Consider the following 17,670-nt stretch of genomic DNA (forward strand, 5'->3'; position numbering starts at 1 on the left):
AGCGTAGTCCTTGGAGGCCAGGAATTGGACCACACGAACACCGATCCGGCCCCGTTCGGACGCGACACGAACCGTCCCCGACCGGCCGGTCTTAGCCAGTCGGCCGATGGTGCGGTACCGTCCACCCTCGTGAGCCCTGTACGTCGTTGTTCGCGGACCGCGTGCGGCCGTCCGGCCGTGGCGACCCTGACGTACGTGTACGCGGACTCCACCGCGGTGCTCGGCCCGCTGGCCACCTACGCCGAGCCGCACTGCTACGACCTGTGCGCCGAGCACGCCGAGCGCCTCACCGCCCCGCGCGGCTGGGAGGTCGTCCGGCTGGCCACCGACAGCGCGCCGCTGCGCCGCAGCAGCGACGACCTGGAGGCGCTCGCCAACGCCGTCCGGGAGGCCGCCCGGCCGCAGGAGCGCGGCCCGCGCCCGGTGCGCGGCGGCGACGGCGACCCCACCGAGGCGGGTCGGCGCGGCCACCTCAGGGTGCTCCGGTCGCCGGACAACTGACCACGTAGGTCCACTGACGACCCGTCGGCCACAGCGCTCACGCCGCGTTCTCGAACCCGCCACCCACACCGGGTACGCTGCTGCCCTCTCGGCGCCGCACCCTCGGGCACACCCCGCCGCCGGGTCGACATATCGTGACCGTGGGGCCGACCGGGTCCTGGAAGACACACAACAAGGTGGAGCCGCAGTGCGCGACCTCAAGCAGCTCGTGAAGGCTTACGACGTCCGAGGCGTGGTCCCGGACCAGTGGGACGAGACCCTCTCCCGTGCCTTCGGCGCCGCATTCGTGCAGGTCACCGGCGCCACGGCGATCGTGGTCGGCCACGACATGCGCCCGTCCTCGCCGAGCCTGTCCCGGGCCTTCGCCGAGGGCGCGGCCGCCCGCGGCGCCGACGTCACCGAGATCGGCCTCTGCTCCACCGACCAGCTCTACTACGCCAGCGGCAAGCTCGACCTGCCCGGCGCGATGTTCACCGCGAGCCACAACCCGGCCCAGTACAACGGCATCAAGATGTGCCGCGCGGGCGCGGCCCCGGTCGGCGAGGACACCGGCCTGGCCGAGATCCGCGAGCTGGTGCAGAGCTGGATCAACGAGGACGACACCGTCACCGTCCCCGAGGTGGAGGCGAAGCAGGGCGAGCTCAGCCGGCAGGACACCCTGCGCGGCTACGCCGACCACCTGCTCGGCCTGGTCGACCTGACCGCCATCCGCCCGCTCAAGGTCGCGGTGGACGCCGGCAACGGCATGGGCGGCCACACCGTGCCGACCGTCTTCGACGGCCTGCCGCTGGACGTCGTCCCGATGTACTTCGAGCTCGACGGCACCTTCCCGAACCACGAGGCCAACCCGCTCGACCCGAAGAACCTGGTCGACCTGCAGGCCAAGGTCAAGGAGGTCGGCGCCGACCTCGGTCTGGCCTTCGACGGCGACGCCGACCGCTGCTTCGTGATCGACGAGCGCGGCGAGCCGGTCTCCCCGTCCGCGATCACCGCCCTGGTCGCGGTCCGCGAGCTGGCCCGCGCCAAGGCGGCCGGCGAGCAGAGCCCGACCATCATCCACAACCTGATCACCTCCTGGACCGTCCCCGAGGTGGTCGCGGAGCACGGCGGCACCGCGGTGCGCACCCGGGTCGGCCACTCCTTCATCAAGCAGCGGATGGCCGAGACCGACGCCGTCTTCGGCGGCGAGCACTCCGCGCACTACTACTTCCGCGACTTCTGGCGCGCCGACACCGGCATGCTGGCCGCGCTGCACGTGCTCGCCGCGCTCGGCGGCCAGCCCGGCACGCTGTCCGCGCTGACCGAGGAGTACGACCGGTACGCCGCCTCCGGCGAGATCAACAGCGAGGTCGCCGACCAGGCCGCCAAGTCCGCCGAGGTCAAGGCCGCCTACGGCACCCTGGACGGCGTCACCGTGGACGAGCTGGACGGCCTGACCGTGGCCGGCGCCGACTGGTGGTTCAACCTGCGCGCCTCCAACACCGAGCCGCTGCTGCGCCTCAACGTCGAGGCCAAGGACCCGGCGAAGATGGCCGAACTGCGCGACGCGGTGCTGGCGATCGTGCGGGCCTGATCGTCCTGCGGACGCGCCCCGGCCGGTAGGGTGACTACCGGCCGGGGCGCACCCTTTCCGGCCGCCGCATCGACACCACGGAGCCGCACCCCATGACGCTCGAACCCTTCCTGCTGGAGATCCTGGTCTGCCCGCAGTGCCACTCGCGGCTGACCGAGGGCGGCACCGAGGAAGCCCCCGAGCTGGTCTGCGGCGGCACCGACTGCGGCCTGCGCTACGACGTCCGCGACGGCATCCCGGTGCTGCTCGTCGACGAGGCCCGCCGCACCGCCTGATCGTCCGACCCCGCGTCACCCGAGCGGACCCGGAGGTCCAGCGCATGCTCGACGACACCCTGCTCGACGACCCGGCCGCCCTCCAGCGCGCCGACCGCGACCACGCGCTGCTCGCACTGGCCGGTGCCGGCGCCCGGGTCCGCACCGCGCTGCGGCTGACCGAGGCGGCCGGGCTGGCCGAGCTGAACCCCGAGGGACGCCCCCGGGCCGTACTGGTCGCCGGGCAGCGCAGCGCCCGCACCGCGGGCCAGGCACTGGCCGCGCTGACCGGCGGCGCCGTGCTGGTGCACCCGCTGGCCCCGACCGAGGCACTGCCCAGCGACCCGTTCGAGGCCGGCTTCGGCTGGCAGCTGCCGGGCTGGGCCGGACCGCTCGACCTGGTGGTGCTGGCCAGCGCCGAGGGCGTCGAGGAGGGGCTGATCCGCCTCGCCCAGCAGGCCTACGCCCGGGGCTGCTCGATCGTCGTGATCGCCCCCGAGGACCGGCCGCTGGCCGAGGCCGCGCCGCAGGTCCGCGCACTGCCGCTGCCCTACGTGCCGAGCGCGGTCGAGGAGCCGACCGGCCGGGGCGCCGAGCCGGACCTGCCGGCCGAGGACCCGGGGGCGCTCTGGGCCTTCCTGACCCCGCTGCTGGCGCTCGCCGACCGGATCGGGCTGCTCCGCCTGGCACCCGGTGAACTGTCCCGGCTGGCCGACCTGCTGGACGAACTGGCGGTCCGTCACCGGCCGGACGCCGACGCCTACCGCAACCCCGCCAAGGGCCTGGCCGCCCAGCTGGCCGGCACCGTGCCGCTGCTCTGGGGCGACGGCGAGGTGGCGGCGGTGGCGGCCGAGCGGCTGGCCGCGGTGCTCGCCGACCGGGCCGGCCGACCCGCCGTCAGCGGGCGGCTGCCGCAGGCGCTCACCGACCACCACGGCATGCTCACCGGCCAGCTCGGGGCCGGCGCCGACCCGGAGGACTTCTTCCGGGACCGGGTGGAGGAGCCGGAGCCGCTCGCCCTGGAGGTGCTGGTGCTGCGGCACACCCCGGGCGCCCAGCAGGAGCCCGCCGAGCCGGCCGAGGCCGGCCCGGCGGTGCGCCGGGCCCGCCGGCTCGCCGAGGCGCACGAGGTGCGGTTCACCGAGCTCGCCGGGGTCGGTGCGGAACCGCTGGCGGCGCTGGCGGAGCTGGTCTCGCTGGGCGACTTCGCGGCCGTCTACCTGGGCCTGGCGGGTGTGTCCGGCCACTGAGGCCAGGTCGGCTAGGGTCTCTGACGCAGAAACACGTCGACCGAGACCAGGAGCAGGGCAGCACCATGGACCGCCTCGTGAACACCGTCCGCCCGTACGCCTGGGGCTCGACCACCGCGATCCCGGCACTGCTCGGCGAGCAGCCGAGCGGCGAGCCGCAGGCCGAGCTCTGGCTGGGCGCGCACCCCGGTGACTCCTCCCGGGTGGAGCGCGGCGCGGACCGGGTCGAGCTGTCCCGGCTGATCGCCGCCGACCCGGTGGGCGAGCTGGGCGCCGAGTCGGTGGCCAAGTTCGGTCCGAGCCTGCCGTTCCTGCTCAAGGTGCTCGCCGCCGAGCTGCCGCTCTCCCTGCAGGTGCACCCGTCCCGGGCCCAGGCCGAGGCCGGCTTCGCGGCCGAGGAGGCCGCCGGGGTGCCGGCCGGGGCCGGTCACCGCAACTACCGGGACGCCAACCACAAGCCCGAACTGATCTGCGCGCTGGAGGAGTTCGACGGGCTCTGCGGCTTCCGCGACCCGCTGGCCACGGCCGACCTGATGGAGGAGCTGGCCGTTCCCGGCCTCGCCCCGCTGATCGACCTGATGCGCACCAAGCCCGCCGAGCAGGCGCTGCGCGAGACGCTGGCCACCCTGCTCTCCACCGACCCGACGGTGGCCGCCGCGATCGTCGGCGAGCTGGCCGAGGCGCTGGACCGGCTGCTGGCCGCCCACCCCGACTCGCCGCGCGCGCTGACCTGGGCCGGCTACGCCTACGCCGCCCGGCACTTCCCGGGCGACGCCGGCGTGCTGGCCGCCCTGCTGCTCAACGTGGTCCGGCTGCAGGCCGGCGAGGCGCTCTACCTGGGCGCCGGCGTGCCGCATGCCTACCTGCACGGCACCGGCATCGAGATCATGGCCAACTCGGACAACGTGCTGCGCTGCGGCCTGACCCCGAAGCACATCGACGTGCCCGAACTGCTGAAGGTCGTGGTCTTCCGGGCCGGCGACCCCGGGGTGCTGCGCCCGCAGGCCGACGCCGAGGGCGAGGAGCTCTTCCCGGTCCCGATCGACGAGTTCCGGCTCTCCCGGTTCGTGCTGACCGGCGGCGAGCAGCGCCGGGTGGACGGCCGGGCCGCGCAGATCCTGCTCTGCACTGACGGCACGGTGCGGCTGACCGGGTCGGACGGCCAGGAGATCGAGCTGGGCCGGGGCCAGTCCGCCTACCTGCCGGCCACCGGCGGGGACACCCGGCTGACCGGCACCGGCACCGTCTTCCGCGCCACCGTCACGCTCTGACCCGGCGCCAGGTCCGGCCCCGGGGCCGGCACCTGGTCCGGCGGCTCCGCCGCGGGCACCCGGCCGGCGCAATCCGGCCGTGTGCCCCCGCCGCCGAGTCGGCTCGGTGTATGTTCGTTGGCGGTGCCAAACGTCGCTGCTGATGGCGGTCGATCCGGGAGCGGGTCGAGGGAGAGAGGTCCTCCGACGGATTGTGCCGCGCAGCGGAGCGTCCCGTCCCGGGCCGCCCCGCCGTTCAGCACACCCGTTCCGACCGACCACGCAGCGAGGAGCAACCCCGCATGTCGAACACCACTGGTGACTTCAAGGTCGCCGACCTCTCCCTGGCCCCGTTCGGCCGCAAGGAGATCCAGCTCGCCGAGCACGAGATGCCCGGCCTGATGTCGATCCGCAAGGAGTTCGCCGAGAGCCAGCCGCTGGCCGGCGCCCGGATCACCGGCTCGCTGCACATGACCGTGCAGACCGCGGTGCTGATCGAGACCCTCACCGCGCTGGGCGCCGAGGTCCGCTGGTGCTCCTGCAACATCTTCTCCACCCAGGACCACGCCGCCGCCGCCATCGCGGTCGGCCCCGAGGGCACCCCGGAGAACCCGCAGGGCGTCCCGGTCTTCGCCTGGAAGGGCGAGACGCTGGAGGAGTACTGGTGGTGCACCGAGCAGGCGCTGACCTGGCCGAACGGCCAGACCCCGAACATGATCCTGGACGACGGCGGTGACGCCACCCTGCTGATCCACAAGGGCGTCGAGTTCGAGAAGGCCGGCGCCGCGCCGGACCCGTCCACCGCGGACAACGACGAGTTCCGGATCATCCTGGAGCTGCTCAACCGCACCCTGACCGAGTCGCCGAAGAAGTGGACCGAGGTCGCCGCCACCATCAAGGGCGTGACCGAGGAGACCACCACCGGCGTCCACCGCCTGTACGAGATGCACCGCGACGGCAAGCTGCTGTTCCCGGCCATCAACGTCAACGACTCGGTGACCAAGTCGAAGTTCGACAACAAGTACGGCTGCCGCCACTCGCTGATCGACGGCATCAACCGCGCCACCGACGTCCTGATCGGCGGCAAGGTCGCCGTGGTCTGCGGCTACGGCGACGTGGGCAAGGGCTGCGCCGAGTCGCTGCGCGGCCAGGGCGCCCGGGTCATCGTCACCGAGATCGACCCGATCTGCGCGCTGCAGGCGGCGATGGACGGCTACCAGGTCACCACCCTGGAGGAGGTGGTGGAGATCGCCGACATCTTCATCACCACCACCGGCAACAAGGACATCATCATGGCTCCGCACATGGAGCGGATGAAGCACCAGGCGATCGTCGGCAACATCGGCCACTTCGACAACGAGATCGACATGGCCGGCCTGGCGAAGCTGCCCGGCGTGGTGAAGACCGAGGTCAAGCCGCAGGTCCACGAGTGGCGCAAGGCCGACGGCCGCACCATCATCGTGCTCTCCGAGGGCCGCCTGCTGAACCTGGGCAACGCGACCGGCCACCCGTCGTTCGTGATGTCCAACTCCTTCGCGAACCAGACCATCGCGCAGATCGAGCTGTTCACCAAGACCGAGGAGTACCCGGTCGGCGTGTACGTGCTGCCGAAGCACCTGGACGAGAAGGTCGCGCGCCTCCACCTGGCCGCGCTGGGCGTCAAGCTCACCACCCTGTCCAAGGACCAGGCCGACTACATCGGCGTCCCGGTCGAGGGCCCGTACAAGGCGGAGCAGTACCGCTACTGACACACCGTGGAGGCCGGTCGCACCCCTGGGCGGGTGCGGCCGGCCTTCCGGCTTCCTGCCCGTAGGCTTCTGACCCATGCCCAACGGCCGTTACTCGCTGCACGACCCGCACCACGGCACGCTCCTCGGCGAGGAGCGGTTCAGCTGCGCCCCCGGGCCGGCCGGCTGGCGCTACGTGGCCAAGAGCTACGCGCCGGACGGTGCGGTGCTGGGCAGCGTGGACCTCACCCTGGACTCGCGCAGCCGGCCGCTGCGGATGGAACTGCGGGCCGGCGGCTGGCAGGTGCGCGGGGGAGCGGTGGACGGGGTCGCCTGGGTGCGCACCGACGCCGCCGACCCGGGCGGCGCGGCCGCCGTCGAGGGGCACGACCGGGCGCACGGCTTCGCGGGCGACTCGCCCGCCTTCCTGATCGCCACCGCGCGGCTGCTCGACCTCGCCGAGGGCGCCGCGGCCCGGGTCCGGCTGGTCTCCTTCAGCGGTGCCGCACTGGCCCCGCGGACCTTCGACCAGGGCTGGACCTTCGCGGGGACGGAGGAGCACCCGACCGACAGCGGGCCGCTGCGGGTCGAGCGCTACCTGGTGGCCGACCTGGAAACCGGCGAGCAGCACGAGGTGCACCTCGCCGGGGACGTGGTGCTGTCCGCGCCGGGCATCGAACTCGAATCGCTGGACAGCCCGCCGAACCCCTGGCCGCGCTAGCCGGGGAGCGCGAACCCGCCGTTGTCCCGCGGCTCGGCCGCGGGCGCGGGCGCCGCCGGCTGGGACTGGGACTGGGGCTGCTGGAGGCTCGGCGGCATCGGGGCAGCCACCACCGGCGGCTGCGGCGCACCGAACTGCGGCACACCGAACTGCGGTGGTGCGAACTGCGGCGGTGCGAACGGCGATGGCGCGAACGGCGGTGCTCCGAAGGGCACCGCGCCCAGCTGCGCCTCGTTCGTCCGCTGCCAGTCGCGCCGCTGCCGCTCGGTGAGCACCGCGCCGAGGTAGAGCGCCGGGTGCAGCCCGGGCGGCACCGGCCACTGCACCCGCGCCGCCACGTCCGCGGCCAGCTGGTCCGCCATCCGCAGCGCCGCGGACGCGTCCAACTCGCCGGACCGGACCAGCAGCTGACGGCAGGCCAGCCAGAGCCCCGGCGGCACCGCCGAGAAGTCCAGCCGGACCAGGTCACCGCCCAGCGCGGCCAGCACCTGAGGCGGCGGCGGGGGCACCTGCGCCAGGTTCCGCCCACCCGGCACCCGCTCCCGGACCACCACGGTGCCGCCGAAGATGTCGCCCAGCCGGCGCCCGTCCGTGGAGATCAGCGAGGTGATGACGGCCGGCACACCGGTGAGCAGGACCACCTCGACCACCCCGACCAGGCCCCGGACCAGCGAGTGCCGGAACCGCACCGGCCCACCGTCGGTGCGCACCACCCGCAGCCCCAGCGCCAGCTTCCCCAGCGACCGCCCCCGGCTCAGCGTCTCCACCAGCACCGGCAGGCCGACCAGGAAGAAGACCATCAGGCAGATCACCAGCGCCGCCGAGGCCGCGTCGTCCAGGCCGTCCAGCACCGCCAGCAGCAGCAACGTGACCGCGAAGAAGGCGACGAACTCCACCACCAGGTCGATGACGGCGGCCAACGCCCTGCTCGGCAGCTTCGCCGTCCGCAGACCGAGGACCACGGCCTCACCCGTCACCAGGTCGCTCACTGCACCCGCCCGTTCCGCTAGCTTCACGCGGGTGTGCGCCGCTCGCGCCGCCCCCGCCGTCCGCGCCCAACATACGGGGCGGCCTCCGGGGCGGAAAGGCCCGTCCCCCGGGCGCGGGCGTCTGGCAAGCTGACCCCACGCCAACCCGCCGCCGTGATCTGGAGTGAGCCCGTCATGGACCTGGATGTCTTCGTCGCCGCCCACCAAGCGCAGTGGGCCCGACTGGAGACCCTGAGCAAGCGACGCCGGCTCACCGGGGAGGAGGCCGACGAACTCGTCCTGCTCTACCAGCGGACCACCGGTCACCTGGCCCGGGTCCAGGCCACCGCACCCGACCCGGCGCTGGTCTCCCGGCTGACCACCCTGGTGGCCCGCGGCCGCAACGCGGTCACCGGCAGCCGCACGGCCGGCTGGCGGGACGCCGTGCGCTACTTCACCGTCAGCTTCCCGGCCGCGCTCTACCGCTCGCGGCGCTGGTGGATCCCGATCGCGGTGGTCTCGCTGCTCGTCGCCGCACTGATCGCCTGGTGGGTCTCCAGCCACCCCGAGGTCCGCGACAGCATCGCCTCCCCCGAGCAACTGCGGGACATGACCCGCCCCGGCGGCGAGTACCAGACCTACTACACCGACCGCCCGGCCAGCTCCTTCGCCGCCCAGGTCTGGACGAACAACGCGGAGATCGCCGCGATGTGCCTGGTGTTCGGCGTCTTCCTCGGGATACCCGTGCTCTGGGTGCTGTTCCAGAACGTCCTCAACCTGGGCGTCGGGATCGGCCTGATGTCCTCGGCCGGCCACCTCGACCTCTTCCTCGGCCTCCTGCTGCCGCACGGCCTGCTCGAACTCACCGCCGTCTTCGTCGCCGCGGGCCTCGGCCTGCGCCTCGGCTGGACGGTGATCGACCCCGGCCCGCGCACCCGCTCCGTCGCCCTCGCCGAGGAGGGCCGCTCGGTGATCGGCATGGCGATCGGACTCGCCGCGGTCCTCTTCGTCAGCGGTTGCCTGGAGGCCTTCGTCACCCCCTCCGGCCTCCCCACCTGGGCCCGCATCGGCATCGGTGTCCTGGCCGAGCTGCTCTTCCTGCTCTACGCCCTGGTCCTCGGCCGCCGCGCCGCCGCCGCCGGCGAGATCGGCGACGTGGAGGCGACCGACCGCGGCGACCTCCAGCCCGTGGCGGGATGACCCCCTGGGAGCTGGTAATGTTCTCTTCACGCCGCCAGAACCGTTGACACGGAACTGACGGGCTAGTAGATTCGAACGGTTGGGACGGGCTGGACAACGAGCCCGAACCAGGCGTAGTGTCTACGACACGGCAAGCCGAGGCGAAACATTCGCGAGAATGCAGTCCGGTAAGCCCTCCTCCCTCAGCGGGAAATTCGGATCGGAAAACGGCCGGTAAACGGCGCGGATCGGATCTGATAAGCTGAGAACACGAAAGAACGAAGCGCCCGGAGAAATCGCGAGAACGATTTCGAAGGAAGCGTCCGTTCCTTGAGAACTCAACAGCGTGCCAAAAGTCAACGCCAGATATGTTGACATCCCCGGCCTCGGTCTTCTGATCGGGGTTGGAGATTCCTTTAGTAACAAAAACACTAGCGAGGACGCAGTGCACGGGGCCGCCCTATTCCGGTGGTTGCTGTGCCGCTCTGCGCGGGTGTTCGCCCCGATTGCGGGGAGACATTCACGGAGAGTTTGATCCTGGCTCAGGACGAACGCTGGCGGCGTGCTTAACACATGCAAGTCGAACGGTGAAGCCCTTCGGGGTGGATCAGTGGCGAACGGGTGAGTAACACGTGGGCAATCTGCCCTGCACTCTGGGACAAGCCCTGGAAACGGGGTCTAATACCGGATATTACCTTCCTCTGCATGGGGGTTGGTGGAAAGCTCCGGCGGTGCAGGATGAGCCCGCGGCCTATCAGCTTGTTGGTGGGGTAATGGCCTACCAAGGCGACGACGGGTAGCCGGCCTGAGAGGGCGACCGGCCACACTGGGACTGAGACACGGCCCAGACTCCTACGGGAGGCAGCAGTGGGGAATATTGCACAATGGGCGCAAGCCTGATGCAGCGACGCCGCGTGAGGGATGACGGCCTTCGGGTTGTAAACCTCTTTCAGCAGGGAAGAAGCGCAAGTGACGGTACCTGCAGAAGAAGCACCGGCTAACTACGTGCCAGCAGCCGCGGTAATACGTAGGGTGCGAGCGTTGTCCGGAATTATTGGGCGTAAAGAGCTCGTAGGCGGCCTGTCGCGTCGGATGTGAAAGCCCGGGGCTTAACCCCGGGTCTGCATTCGATACGGGCAGGCTAGAGTGTGGTAGGGGAGATCGGAATTCCTGGTGTAGCGGTGAAATGCGCAGATATCAGGAGGAACACCGGTGGCGAAGGCGGATCTCTGGGCCATTACTGACGCTGAGGAGCGAAAGCGTGGGGAGCGAACAGGATTAGATACCCTGGTAGTCCACGCCGTAAACGTTGGGAACTAGGTGTTGGCGACATTCCACGTCGTCGGTGCCGCAGCTAACGCATTAAGTTCCCCGCCTGGGGAGTACGGCCGCAAGGCTAAAACTCAAAGGAATTGACGGGGGCCCGCACAAGCAGCGGAGCATGTGGCTTAATTCGACGCAACGCGAAGAACCTTACCAAGGCTTGACATATGCCGGAAACGTCTAGAGATAGGCGCCCCCTTGTGGTCGGTATACAGGTGGTGCATGGTTGTCGTCAGCTCGTGTCGTGAGATGTTGGGTTAAGTCCCGCAACGAGCGCAACCCTTGTTCTGTGTTGCCAGCGAGTAATGTCGGGGACTCACAGGAGACTGCCGGGGTCAACTCGGAGGAAGGTGGGGACGACGTCAAATCATCATGCCCCTTATGTCTTGGGCTGCACACGTGCTACAATGGCCGGTACAAAGGGCTGCGATACCGTGAGGTGGAGCGAATCCCAAAAAGCCGGTCTCAGTTCGGATTGGGGTCTGCAACTCGACCCCATGAAGTTGGAGTTGCTAGTAATCGCAGATCAGCATGCTGCGGTGAATACGTTCCCGGGCCTTGTACACACCGCCCGTCACGTCACGAAAGTCGGTAACACCCGAAGCCGGTGGCCTAACCCTTGGGAGGGAGCCGTCGAAGGTGGGACCAGCGATTGGGACGAAGTCGTAACAAGGTAGCCGTACCGGAAGGTGCGGCTGGATCACCTCCTTTCTAAGGAGCACATGGCAGCTTCGGGCGAATGTCCTGGAGTGCTTGCTCATGGGTGGAACGTTGACTATTCGGCACACTTGGTTGGTTGTCTCCTAGTACTGCTTCGGCGTGGAACGGGTTCGAGTGATCGGGTGTGTCGGGCACGTTGTTGGGTCCTGAGGGAACGGAAACGTTGTCTCAGTGCCGGTCTCTTGTGAGGCGCCTTCGGGTGTTGAGCATGAGTGTCTGGTCGTTGTTTGAGAACTGCACAGTGGACGCGAGCATCTGTGGCCAAGTTTTTAAGGGCGCACGGTGGATGCCTTGGCACCAGGAACCGATGAAGGACGTGGGAGGCCGCGATAGGCCCCGGGGAGCTGTCAACCGAGCTTTGATCCGGGGGTGTCCGAATGGGGAAACCCGGCAGTCGTCATGGGCTGTCACCCATACCTGAACACATAGGGTATGTGGAGGGAACGCGGGGAAGTGAAACATCTCAGTACCCGCAGGAAGAGAAAACAACCGTGATTCCGGGAGTAGTGGCGAGCGAAACCGGATGAGGCTAAACCGTAGTGGTGTGAGACCCGGCAGGGGTTGCCACTTCGGGGTCGTGGGAAAGTTCTTCAGTCGTCTGCCGGCGGCTGGGTGAGTCAGAAACCGTATGGATAGTCGAAGGACATGCGAAAGGTCCGGCGTAGAGGGTAAGACCCCCGTAGGCGAAATCTGTACGGCTCACTTGAGCTTCTCCCAAGTAGCACGGAGCCCGAGAAATTCCGTGTGAATCTGGCGGGACCACCCGCTAAGCCTAAATATTCCCTGGTGACCGATAGCGGATAGTACCGTGAGGGAATGGTGAAAAGTACCGCGGGAGCGGAGTGAAATAGTACCTGAAACCGTGTGCCTACAAGCCGTGGGAGCGTCGTTCGTCAGCTTGCTGGCGGGCCGTGACTGCGTGCCTTTTGAAGAATGAGCCTGCGAGTTTGCGGTGTGTAGCGAGGTTAACCCGTGTGGGGTAGCCGTAGCGAAAGCGAGTCCGAATAGGGCGTTTGAGTTGCATGCCCAAGACCCGAAGCGGAGTGATCTAGCCATGGGCAGGTTGAAGCGCGGGTAAGACCGTGTGGAGGACCGAACCCACCAGGGTTGAAAACCTGGGGGATGACCTGTGGTTAGGGGTGAAAGGCCAATCAAACTCCGTGATAGCTGGTTCTCCCCGAAATGCATTTAGGTGCAGCGTCGCGTGTTTCTTGCCGGAGGTAGAGCACTGGATAGGCGATGGGCCTCACCGGGTTACTGACCTTAGCCAAACTCCGAATGCCGGTAAGTGAGAGCGCGGCAGTGAGACTGTGGGGGATAAGCTCCATGGTCGAGAGGGAAACAGCCCAGAACACCGACTAAGGTCCCTAAGCGTGTGCTAAGTGGGAAAGGATGTGGAGTCGCAGAGACAACCAGGAGGTTGGCTTAGAAGCAGCCACCCTTGAAAGAGTGCGTAATAGCTCACTGGTCAAGTGATTCCGCGCCGACAATGTAGCGGGGCTCAAGTACACCACCGAAGTCGTGTCATTGCAGCATGAGGGCCAACGCCCGCTGTGATGGGTAGGGGAGCGTCGTGTGCCGGGTGAAGCGGCCGAGGAATCGAGTCGTGGACGGTATACGAGTGAGAATGCAGGCATGAGTAGCGATACAAGAGTGGGAAACTCTTGCGCCGATTGACCAAGGGTTCCTGGGTCAAGCTGATCTGCCCAGGGTAAGTCGGGACCTAAGGCGAGGCCGACAGGCGTAGTCGATGGACAACGGGTTGATATTCCCGTACCCGCTTTGAAGCGCCAACGCTGAACCTCTGAATGCTAAAGCCGTGAAGCCGGCCTGGAGTCTTCGGACGAAGGGACGTGGTGGAGCCGCTGATCCAACAGGGTAGTAGGTGAGCGATGGGGTGACGCAGGAAGGTAGTCCAGCCCGGGCGGTGGTTGTCCCGGGGTAAGGGTGTAGGACGCAAGGTAGGCAAATCCGCCTTGCATATAGTCTGAGACCTGATGCCGAGCCGATTGTGGTGAAGTGGATGATCCTATGCTGTCGAGAAAAGCCTCTAGCGAGTTTCATGGCGGCCCGTACCCCAAACCGACTCAGGTGGTCAGGTAGAGAATACCGAGGCGTTCGGGTGAACTATGGTTAAGGAACTCGGCAAAATGCCCCCGTAACTTCGGGAGAAGGGGGGCCGGAACTGGTGATGGCACTTGCTGCTTGAGCTGGGGCCGGCCGCAGAGACCAGCGAGAAGCGACTGTTTACTAAAAACACAGGTCCGTGCGAAGCCGTAAGGCGATGTATACGGACTGACGCCTGCCCGGTGCTGGAACGTTAAGGGGACCGGTTAGCTTGGATTCGTCCAGGCGAAGCTGAGAACTTAAGCGCCAGTAAACGGCGGTGGTAACTATAACCATCCTAAGGTAGCGAAATTCCTTGTCGGGTAAGTTCCGACCTGCACGAATGGCGTAACGACTTCTCGACTGTCTCAACCATAGGCCCGGTGAAATTGCATTACGAGTAAAGATGCTCGTTTCGCGCAGCAGGACGGAAAGACCCCGGGACCTTTACTATAGCTTGATATTGGTGTTCGGTTCGGCTTGTGTAGGATAGGTGGGAGACTTTGAAGCAGTGACGCCAGTCATTGTGGAGTCGCCGTTGAAATACCACTCTGGTCGTGCTGGATGTCTAACCTGGGTCCGTGATCCGGATCAGGGACAGTGTCTGGTGGGTAGTTTAACTGGGGCGGTTGCCTCCTAAAGAGTAACGGAGGCGCCCAAAGGTTCCCTCAGCCTGGTTGGCAATCAGGTGTTGAGTGTAAGTGCACAAGGGAGCTTGACTGTGAGACCGACGGGTCGAGCAGGTGCGAAAGCAGGGACTAGTGATCCGGCGGTGGCTTGTGGAAGCGCCGTCGCTCAACGGATAAAAGGTACCCCGGGGATAACAGGCTGATCTTCCCCAAGAGTCCATATCGACGGGATGGTTTGGCACCTCGATGTCGGCTCGTCGCATCCTGGGGCTGGAGTAGGTCCCAAGGGTTGGGCTGTTCGCCCATTAAAGCGGTACGCGAGCTGGGTTTAGAACGTCGTGAGACAGTTCGGTCCCTATCCGCTGTGCGCGTAGGAGTGTTGAGAAGGGCTGTCCCTAGTACGAGAGGACCGGGACGGACGAACCTCTGGTGTGCCAGTTGTCCTGCCAAGGGCATGGCTGGTTGGCTACGTTCGGGAGGGATAACCGCTGAAAGCATCTAAGCGGGAAGCCTGCTTCGAGATGAGCACTCCCACCTCCTTGAGAGGGTAAGGCTCCCAGTAGACGACTGGGTTGATAGGCCGGATGTGGAAGCCCTGTAAGGGGTGGAGCTGACCGGTACTAATAGGCCGAGGGCTTGTCCTCAGTTGCTCGCGTCCACTGTGTTGTTCTGAAACAACGACCCCCACCGTTAGTGTTGGGTGGGTGCGGTTGACAGTTTCATAGTGTTTCGGTGGTCATAGCGTGAGGGAAACGCCCGGTTACATTCCGAACCCGGAAGCTAAGCCTTACAGCGCCGATGGTACTGCAGGGGGGACCCTGTGGGAGAGTAGGACGCCGCCGAACAATCTTTGTGGAGAAGCCCCCATCACTTGGTGATGGGGGCTTCTTCGCGTTTCCGGGAAAAGCGGATTCATGGGCCTCCAGAACTTCCCCGGCATACTGTCCGCGCTGTCGGAGCGGGCGGTGGAGGCTTGTTTAGGGCTGGCTGGAGGGGACCCGTAGTCCGGTCGCTGGGCGCCGCCGTGTGGCGCTATCCAGGGCGGCTGGGGGAGGGCGGCTGGGGGAGGTCAGGGGAGAGGCAAAGGGCCCGCCTGCGCAGGAGTGCTGCGCAGGCGGGCCCGGAGGGTTGGGTTGGGGCGCTTACAGGCGGCCGGCGGCCTTGAGGGCGAGGTAGGTGTCGGCGAGCGCCGGGGGCAGGGTGGCCGGGGGAGCGTCGAGGACGGTGGCGCCGAGGTGGGTGAGGCGGTCGGCGACGGCGCGGCGGTCGGCCCGGGTCTGCTCGGCGGCTGCGGCGGCGTACACGGCCTGGGTGCTGCCGCGGCCGGCCGCCAGTTCGTCGAGGCGGGGATCGGCGACGGCCGCCACGATCACCTCGTGGCGCTTGGTGAGCAGGGGGAGCGCGGGCAGCAGGCCGTCCTCGGCGGAGCCGGCGTCCAGGCCGGTGAGGAGCACGATCAGCGAGCGGCGCGGGGCGAGGCGGAGCGCGGCGGTGCTGAGGCGGCGCTGGTCGGTCTCGACCAGGGCGGGTTCGAGCATGGCCATCGCCTGGGTGAAGGCGGGCAGCACGTCCCCGGCGGTGCGGCCGACCACGGCCACGCGCTGGGCCAGATCGTGGGCGAGCAGGTCGACCCGGTCGCCGGCCCGGGTGGCCAGCGCGGTGAGCAGCAGTGCCGAGTCCAGGGCGGCGTCCAGCCTGGGGGCGTCGCCGACCCGGCCGGCCGAGGTGCGGCCGGTGTCCAGCACGATCAGGATGTGCCGGTCGCGCTCCGGACGCCAGGTGCGGACCGCGACGGTGTTCCGCCGGGCGCTGGCCCGCCAGTCGATCGAGCGGACGTCGTCGCCCGGCAGGTACTCGCGCAGGCTGTCGAACTCGGTGCCCTGGCCCCGCGTCAGCAGTGAGGTGCGGCCGTCCAGTTCGCGCAGCCTGGCGAGTCGGGAGGGCAGGTGCTTGCGGCTGGTGAACGGCGGCAGCGCCCGCAGTGTCCAGGCCGCCTGGTGCGAGCCCTGACGGCCCGCCAGGCCGAGCGGCCCGAGCGAACGGACCGTCACCCGCAGGCTGCGGTGGTCGCCGCGCCGGGTCGGCCGCAATGCCGTGTGGACCCGGCGCCGCTCGCCGGCCGGGACCAGCAACTGGTGCCGGGCGGCCGTCAGCTCGGTGCCCGGCGCGAAGGCCGAAGGCGCCCAGGCGTCCCGGATCCGGGCGCGCAGCGGGCGCCCGGAAGGGTTGGCGACGGTCAGCTCGACGCTGGCCGGCTCGCCGAGCCGGACCGAGCGGTCGCCGCCCCGGACCAGTTGCAGCGAGCGGACCGGAGCCGCGAGCAGCAGGTCGAGCAGGACGGCGAGCAGCAGGAGACCGCAGACCAGGCCGATCCCCGCCCAGGAGGGCAGCAGCAGACCCGTGATCAGGCTGCCCAGGGCGGCCAGCAGCGCGGTACGGCCGGTCAGGGCCACGGGGTACTCCTAGCTCAGCGGGGTGCGGGGGTCTGGGCGAGCACGGCCTGGATCACCGAGTCGGCGGTGACGCCCTCCATCTCGGCCTCGGCCCGCAGCCGCACCCGGTGCCGCAGGGTGGGCAGGGCCAGCGCCTTGACGTCGTCCGGGCTGACGTAGTCCCGCCCGGCCAGCCAGGCCCAGGCCCGGGAGGCGTTGAGCAGCGCGGTGGCGCCGCGCGGCGAGACGCCCATCGAGAGCGAGGGCGACTGCCGGGTGGCCCGGCACAGGTCGACGATGTAGGCCAGCACCTCGGGAGAGACGGTGAGCCGGGCGATCGCGGCCCGGGCGGCGGCCAGGTCGGCCGGCCCGGCCACCGGGCGGATGCCGGCGGCGGCCAGGTCGCGCGGGTCGAAGCCGGACGCGTGTCGGCTGAGCACCTGGAACTCCTGCTCCCGGTCGGGCAGCGGCAGCACCAGCTTGAGCAGGAAGCGGTCCAGCTGGGCCTCGGGCAGCGGGTAGGTGCCCTCGTACTCCAGCGGGTTCTGGGTGGCGGCGACCAGGAACGGCTCGGGCAGCGGGCGCGGCTCGCCGTCCACCGTGACCTGGCGCTCCTCCATGGCCTCCAGCAGCGAGGCCTGGGTCTTCGGCGGGGTGCGGTTGATCTCGTCCGCCAGCAGCAGGTTGGTGAAGACCGGGCCGGGCTGGAAGGAGAACTCGGCGGTGCGGGCGTCGTAGACCAGCGAGCCGGTGACGTCGCCGGGCATCAGGTCGGGGGTGAACTGGATCCGCTTGGTCTCCAGGTCGAGCGCGGTGGACAGGGCGCGGATCAGCAGGGTCTTGGCGACCCCGGGAACGCCTTCGAGCAGCACGTGGCCGCCGCAGAGCAGCGCGACCACCAACCCGGTCACGGCGGCGTCCTGGCCGACCACGGCCTTGCCGATCTCGGCGCGCAGCGCGCCGAGGGCCTGCCGGGGGTCCTGCGCGGGGGCAACCGCGTCCGTGGTCACCGCGTCCGTGGTGTCCGTGGTGTGTAC

11 protein-coding genes and 3 rRNA genes are annotated in these 17,670 nt (G+C 68.7%); 11 read left to right on the top strand and 3 right to left on the bottom strand.

What is annotated here, in order from left to right; all coding sequences use genetic code 11:
• The first annotated feature begins 129 nt into the window (after window positions 1-129).
• The 7 genes from FHX73_RS17720 (at window position 130) to FHX73_RS17755 (ending at window position 7,276) form a co-directional block, all read left to right on the top strand.
• A complete protein-coding gene (locus FHX73_RS17720) occupies window positions 130-501 on the top strand; it encodes a DUF3499 domain-containing protein (protein ID WP_246213576.1) in 372 nt (123 codons plus the stop codon).
• A gap of 187 nt (window positions 502-688) precedes the next feature.
• Window positions 689-2,074: a phosphomannomutase/phosphoglucomutase gene (locus FHX73_RS17725; protein ID WP_145905928.1), complete on the top strand. Its 1,386-nt coding sequence runs from the start codon at window positions 689-691 to the stop codon at window positions 2,072-2,074.
• 92 nt (window positions 2,075-2,166) lie between these two features.
• The gene (locus FHX73_RS17730; RefSeq protein ID WP_145905929.1) at window positions 2,167-2,349 is read left to right on the top strand and encodes a Trm112 family protein; all 183 of its coding nucleotides are present in this window, start codon (window positions 2,167-2,169) and stop codon (window positions 2,347-2,349) included.
• A 44-nt stretch (window positions 2,350-2,393) separates the two neighbouring features.
• On the top strand, window positions 2,394-3,578 hold the full coding sequence (locus tag FHX73_RS17735; protein ID WP_145905930.1) for an SIS domain-containing protein: 1,185 nt from the start codon (window positions 2,394-2,396) through the stop codon (window positions 3,576-3,578).
• Between the two features lie 65 nt (window positions 3,579-3,643).
• Window positions 3,644-4,849: a mannose-6-phosphate isomerase, class I gene (manA, locus tag FHX73_RS17740; protein ID WP_145905931.1), complete on the top strand. Its 1,206-nt coding sequence runs from the start codon at window positions 3,644-3,646 to the stop codon at window positions 4,847-4,849.
• A 281-nt stretch (window positions 4,850-5,130) separates the two neighbouring features.
• Window positions 5,131-6,576 (top strand): adenosylhomocysteinase, encoded by a 1,446-nt coding sequence (gene ahcY, locus FHX73_RS17750; RefSeq protein WP_145905932.1) that lies wholly within the window; start codon window positions 5,131-5,133, stop codon window positions 6,574-6,576.
• Between the two features lie 76 nt (window positions 6,577-6,652).
• Entirely contained in the window at window positions 6,653-7,276 is a 624-nt protein-coding gene (locus FHX73_RS17755; RefSeq protein WP_145905933.1) for a hypothetical protein, read from the top strand.
• Here the strand turns inward: FHX73_RS17755 and FHX73_RS17760 are convergent.
• Window positions 7,273-8,265, bottom strand: a complete 993-nt coding sequence (locus FHX73_RS17760) for an RDD family protein (protein WP_211786217.1) — start codon at window positions 8,263-8,265, stop codon at window positions 7,273-7,275. The two genes, FHX73_RS17755 and FHX73_RS17760, sit on opposite strands and share 4 nt — an antisense overlap.
• 174 nt (window positions 8,266-8,439) lie before the next feature.
• Here FHX73_RS17760 and FHX73_RS17765 point away from each other — a divergent pair, with 174 nt between their 5' ends.
• The 4 genes from FHX73_RS17765 to rrf all read left to right on the top strand — a co-directional run bounded on the left by FHX73_RS17765 (window position 8,440) and on the right by rrf (window position 15,046).
• A complete protein-coding gene (locus tag FHX73_RS17765; RefSeq protein ID WP_145905934.1) occupies window positions 8,440-9,444 on the top strand; it encodes a stage II sporulation protein M in 1,005 nt (334 codons plus the stop codon).
• A gap of 498 nt (window positions 9,445-9,942) precedes the next feature.
• Window positions 9,943-11,457, top strand: a 16S ribosomal RNA gene (locus tag FHX73_RS17775).
• A gap of 268 nt (window positions 11,458-11,725) precedes the next feature.
• Window positions 11,726-14,845: ribosomal RNA gene (locus FHX73_RS17780) — 23S ribosomal RNA — on the top strand.
• An 84-nt stretch (window positions 14,846-14,929) separates the two neighbouring features.
• A 5S ribosomal RNA gene (gene rrf / locus FHX73_RS17785) occupies window positions 14,930-15,046 on the top strand.
• The 16S, 23S and 5S rRNA genes sit together here, the layout of an rRNA operon.
• 297 nt (window positions 15,047-15,343) lie before the next feature.
• Here the strand turns inward: rrf and FHX73_RS17790 are convergent.
• The gene (locus FHX73_RS17790; RefSeq protein ID WP_145905936.1) at window positions 15,344-16,654 is read right to left on the bottom strand and encodes a DUF58 domain-containing protein; all 1,311 of its coding nucleotides are present in this window, start codon (window positions 16,652-16,654) and stop codon (window positions 15,344-15,346) included.
• 14 nt (window positions 16,655-16,668) lie between these two features.
• On the bottom strand, window positions 16,669-17,643 hold the full coding sequence (locus FHX73_RS17795) for an AAA family ATPase (RefSeq protein ID WP_145908352.1): 975 nt from the start codon (window positions 17,641-17,643) through the stop codon (window positions 16,669-16,671).
• Window positions 17,644-17,670 lie beyond the last annotated feature (27 nt).

The sequence above is a fragment of the Kitasatospora viridis genome, assembly GCF_007829815.1.
In the GTDB taxonomy this organism is placed as follows: domain Bacteria; phylum Actinomycetota; class Actinomycetes; order Streptomycetales; family Streptomycetaceae; genus Kitasatospora; species Kitasatospora viridis.

Coding starts and splice junctions, on each gene's coding strand:
- FHX73_RS17730 (WP_145905929.1), top strand. CDS start 2,167: ATGACGCTCGAACCCTTCCTGCTGGAGATCCTGGTCTGCCCGCAGTGC.
- FHX73_RS17735 (WP_145905930.1), top strand. CDS start 2,394: ATGCTCGACGACACCCTGCTCGACGACCCGGCCGCCCTCCAGCGCGCC.
- manA (WP_145905931.1), top strand. CDS start 3,644: ATGGACCGCCTCGTGAACACCGTCCGCCCGTACGCCTGGGGCTCGACC.
- ahcY (WP_145905932.1), top strand. CDS start 5,131: ATGTCGAACACCACTGGTGACTTCAAGGTCGCCGACCTCTCCCTGGCC.
- FHX73_RS17755 (WP_145905933.1), top strand. CDS start 6,653: ATGCCCAACGGCCGTTACTCGCTGCACGACCCGCACCACGGCACGCTC.
- FHX73_RS17765 (WP_145905934.1), top strand. CDS start 8,440: ATGGACCTGGATGTCTTCGTCGCCGCCCACCAAGCGCAGTGGGCCCGA.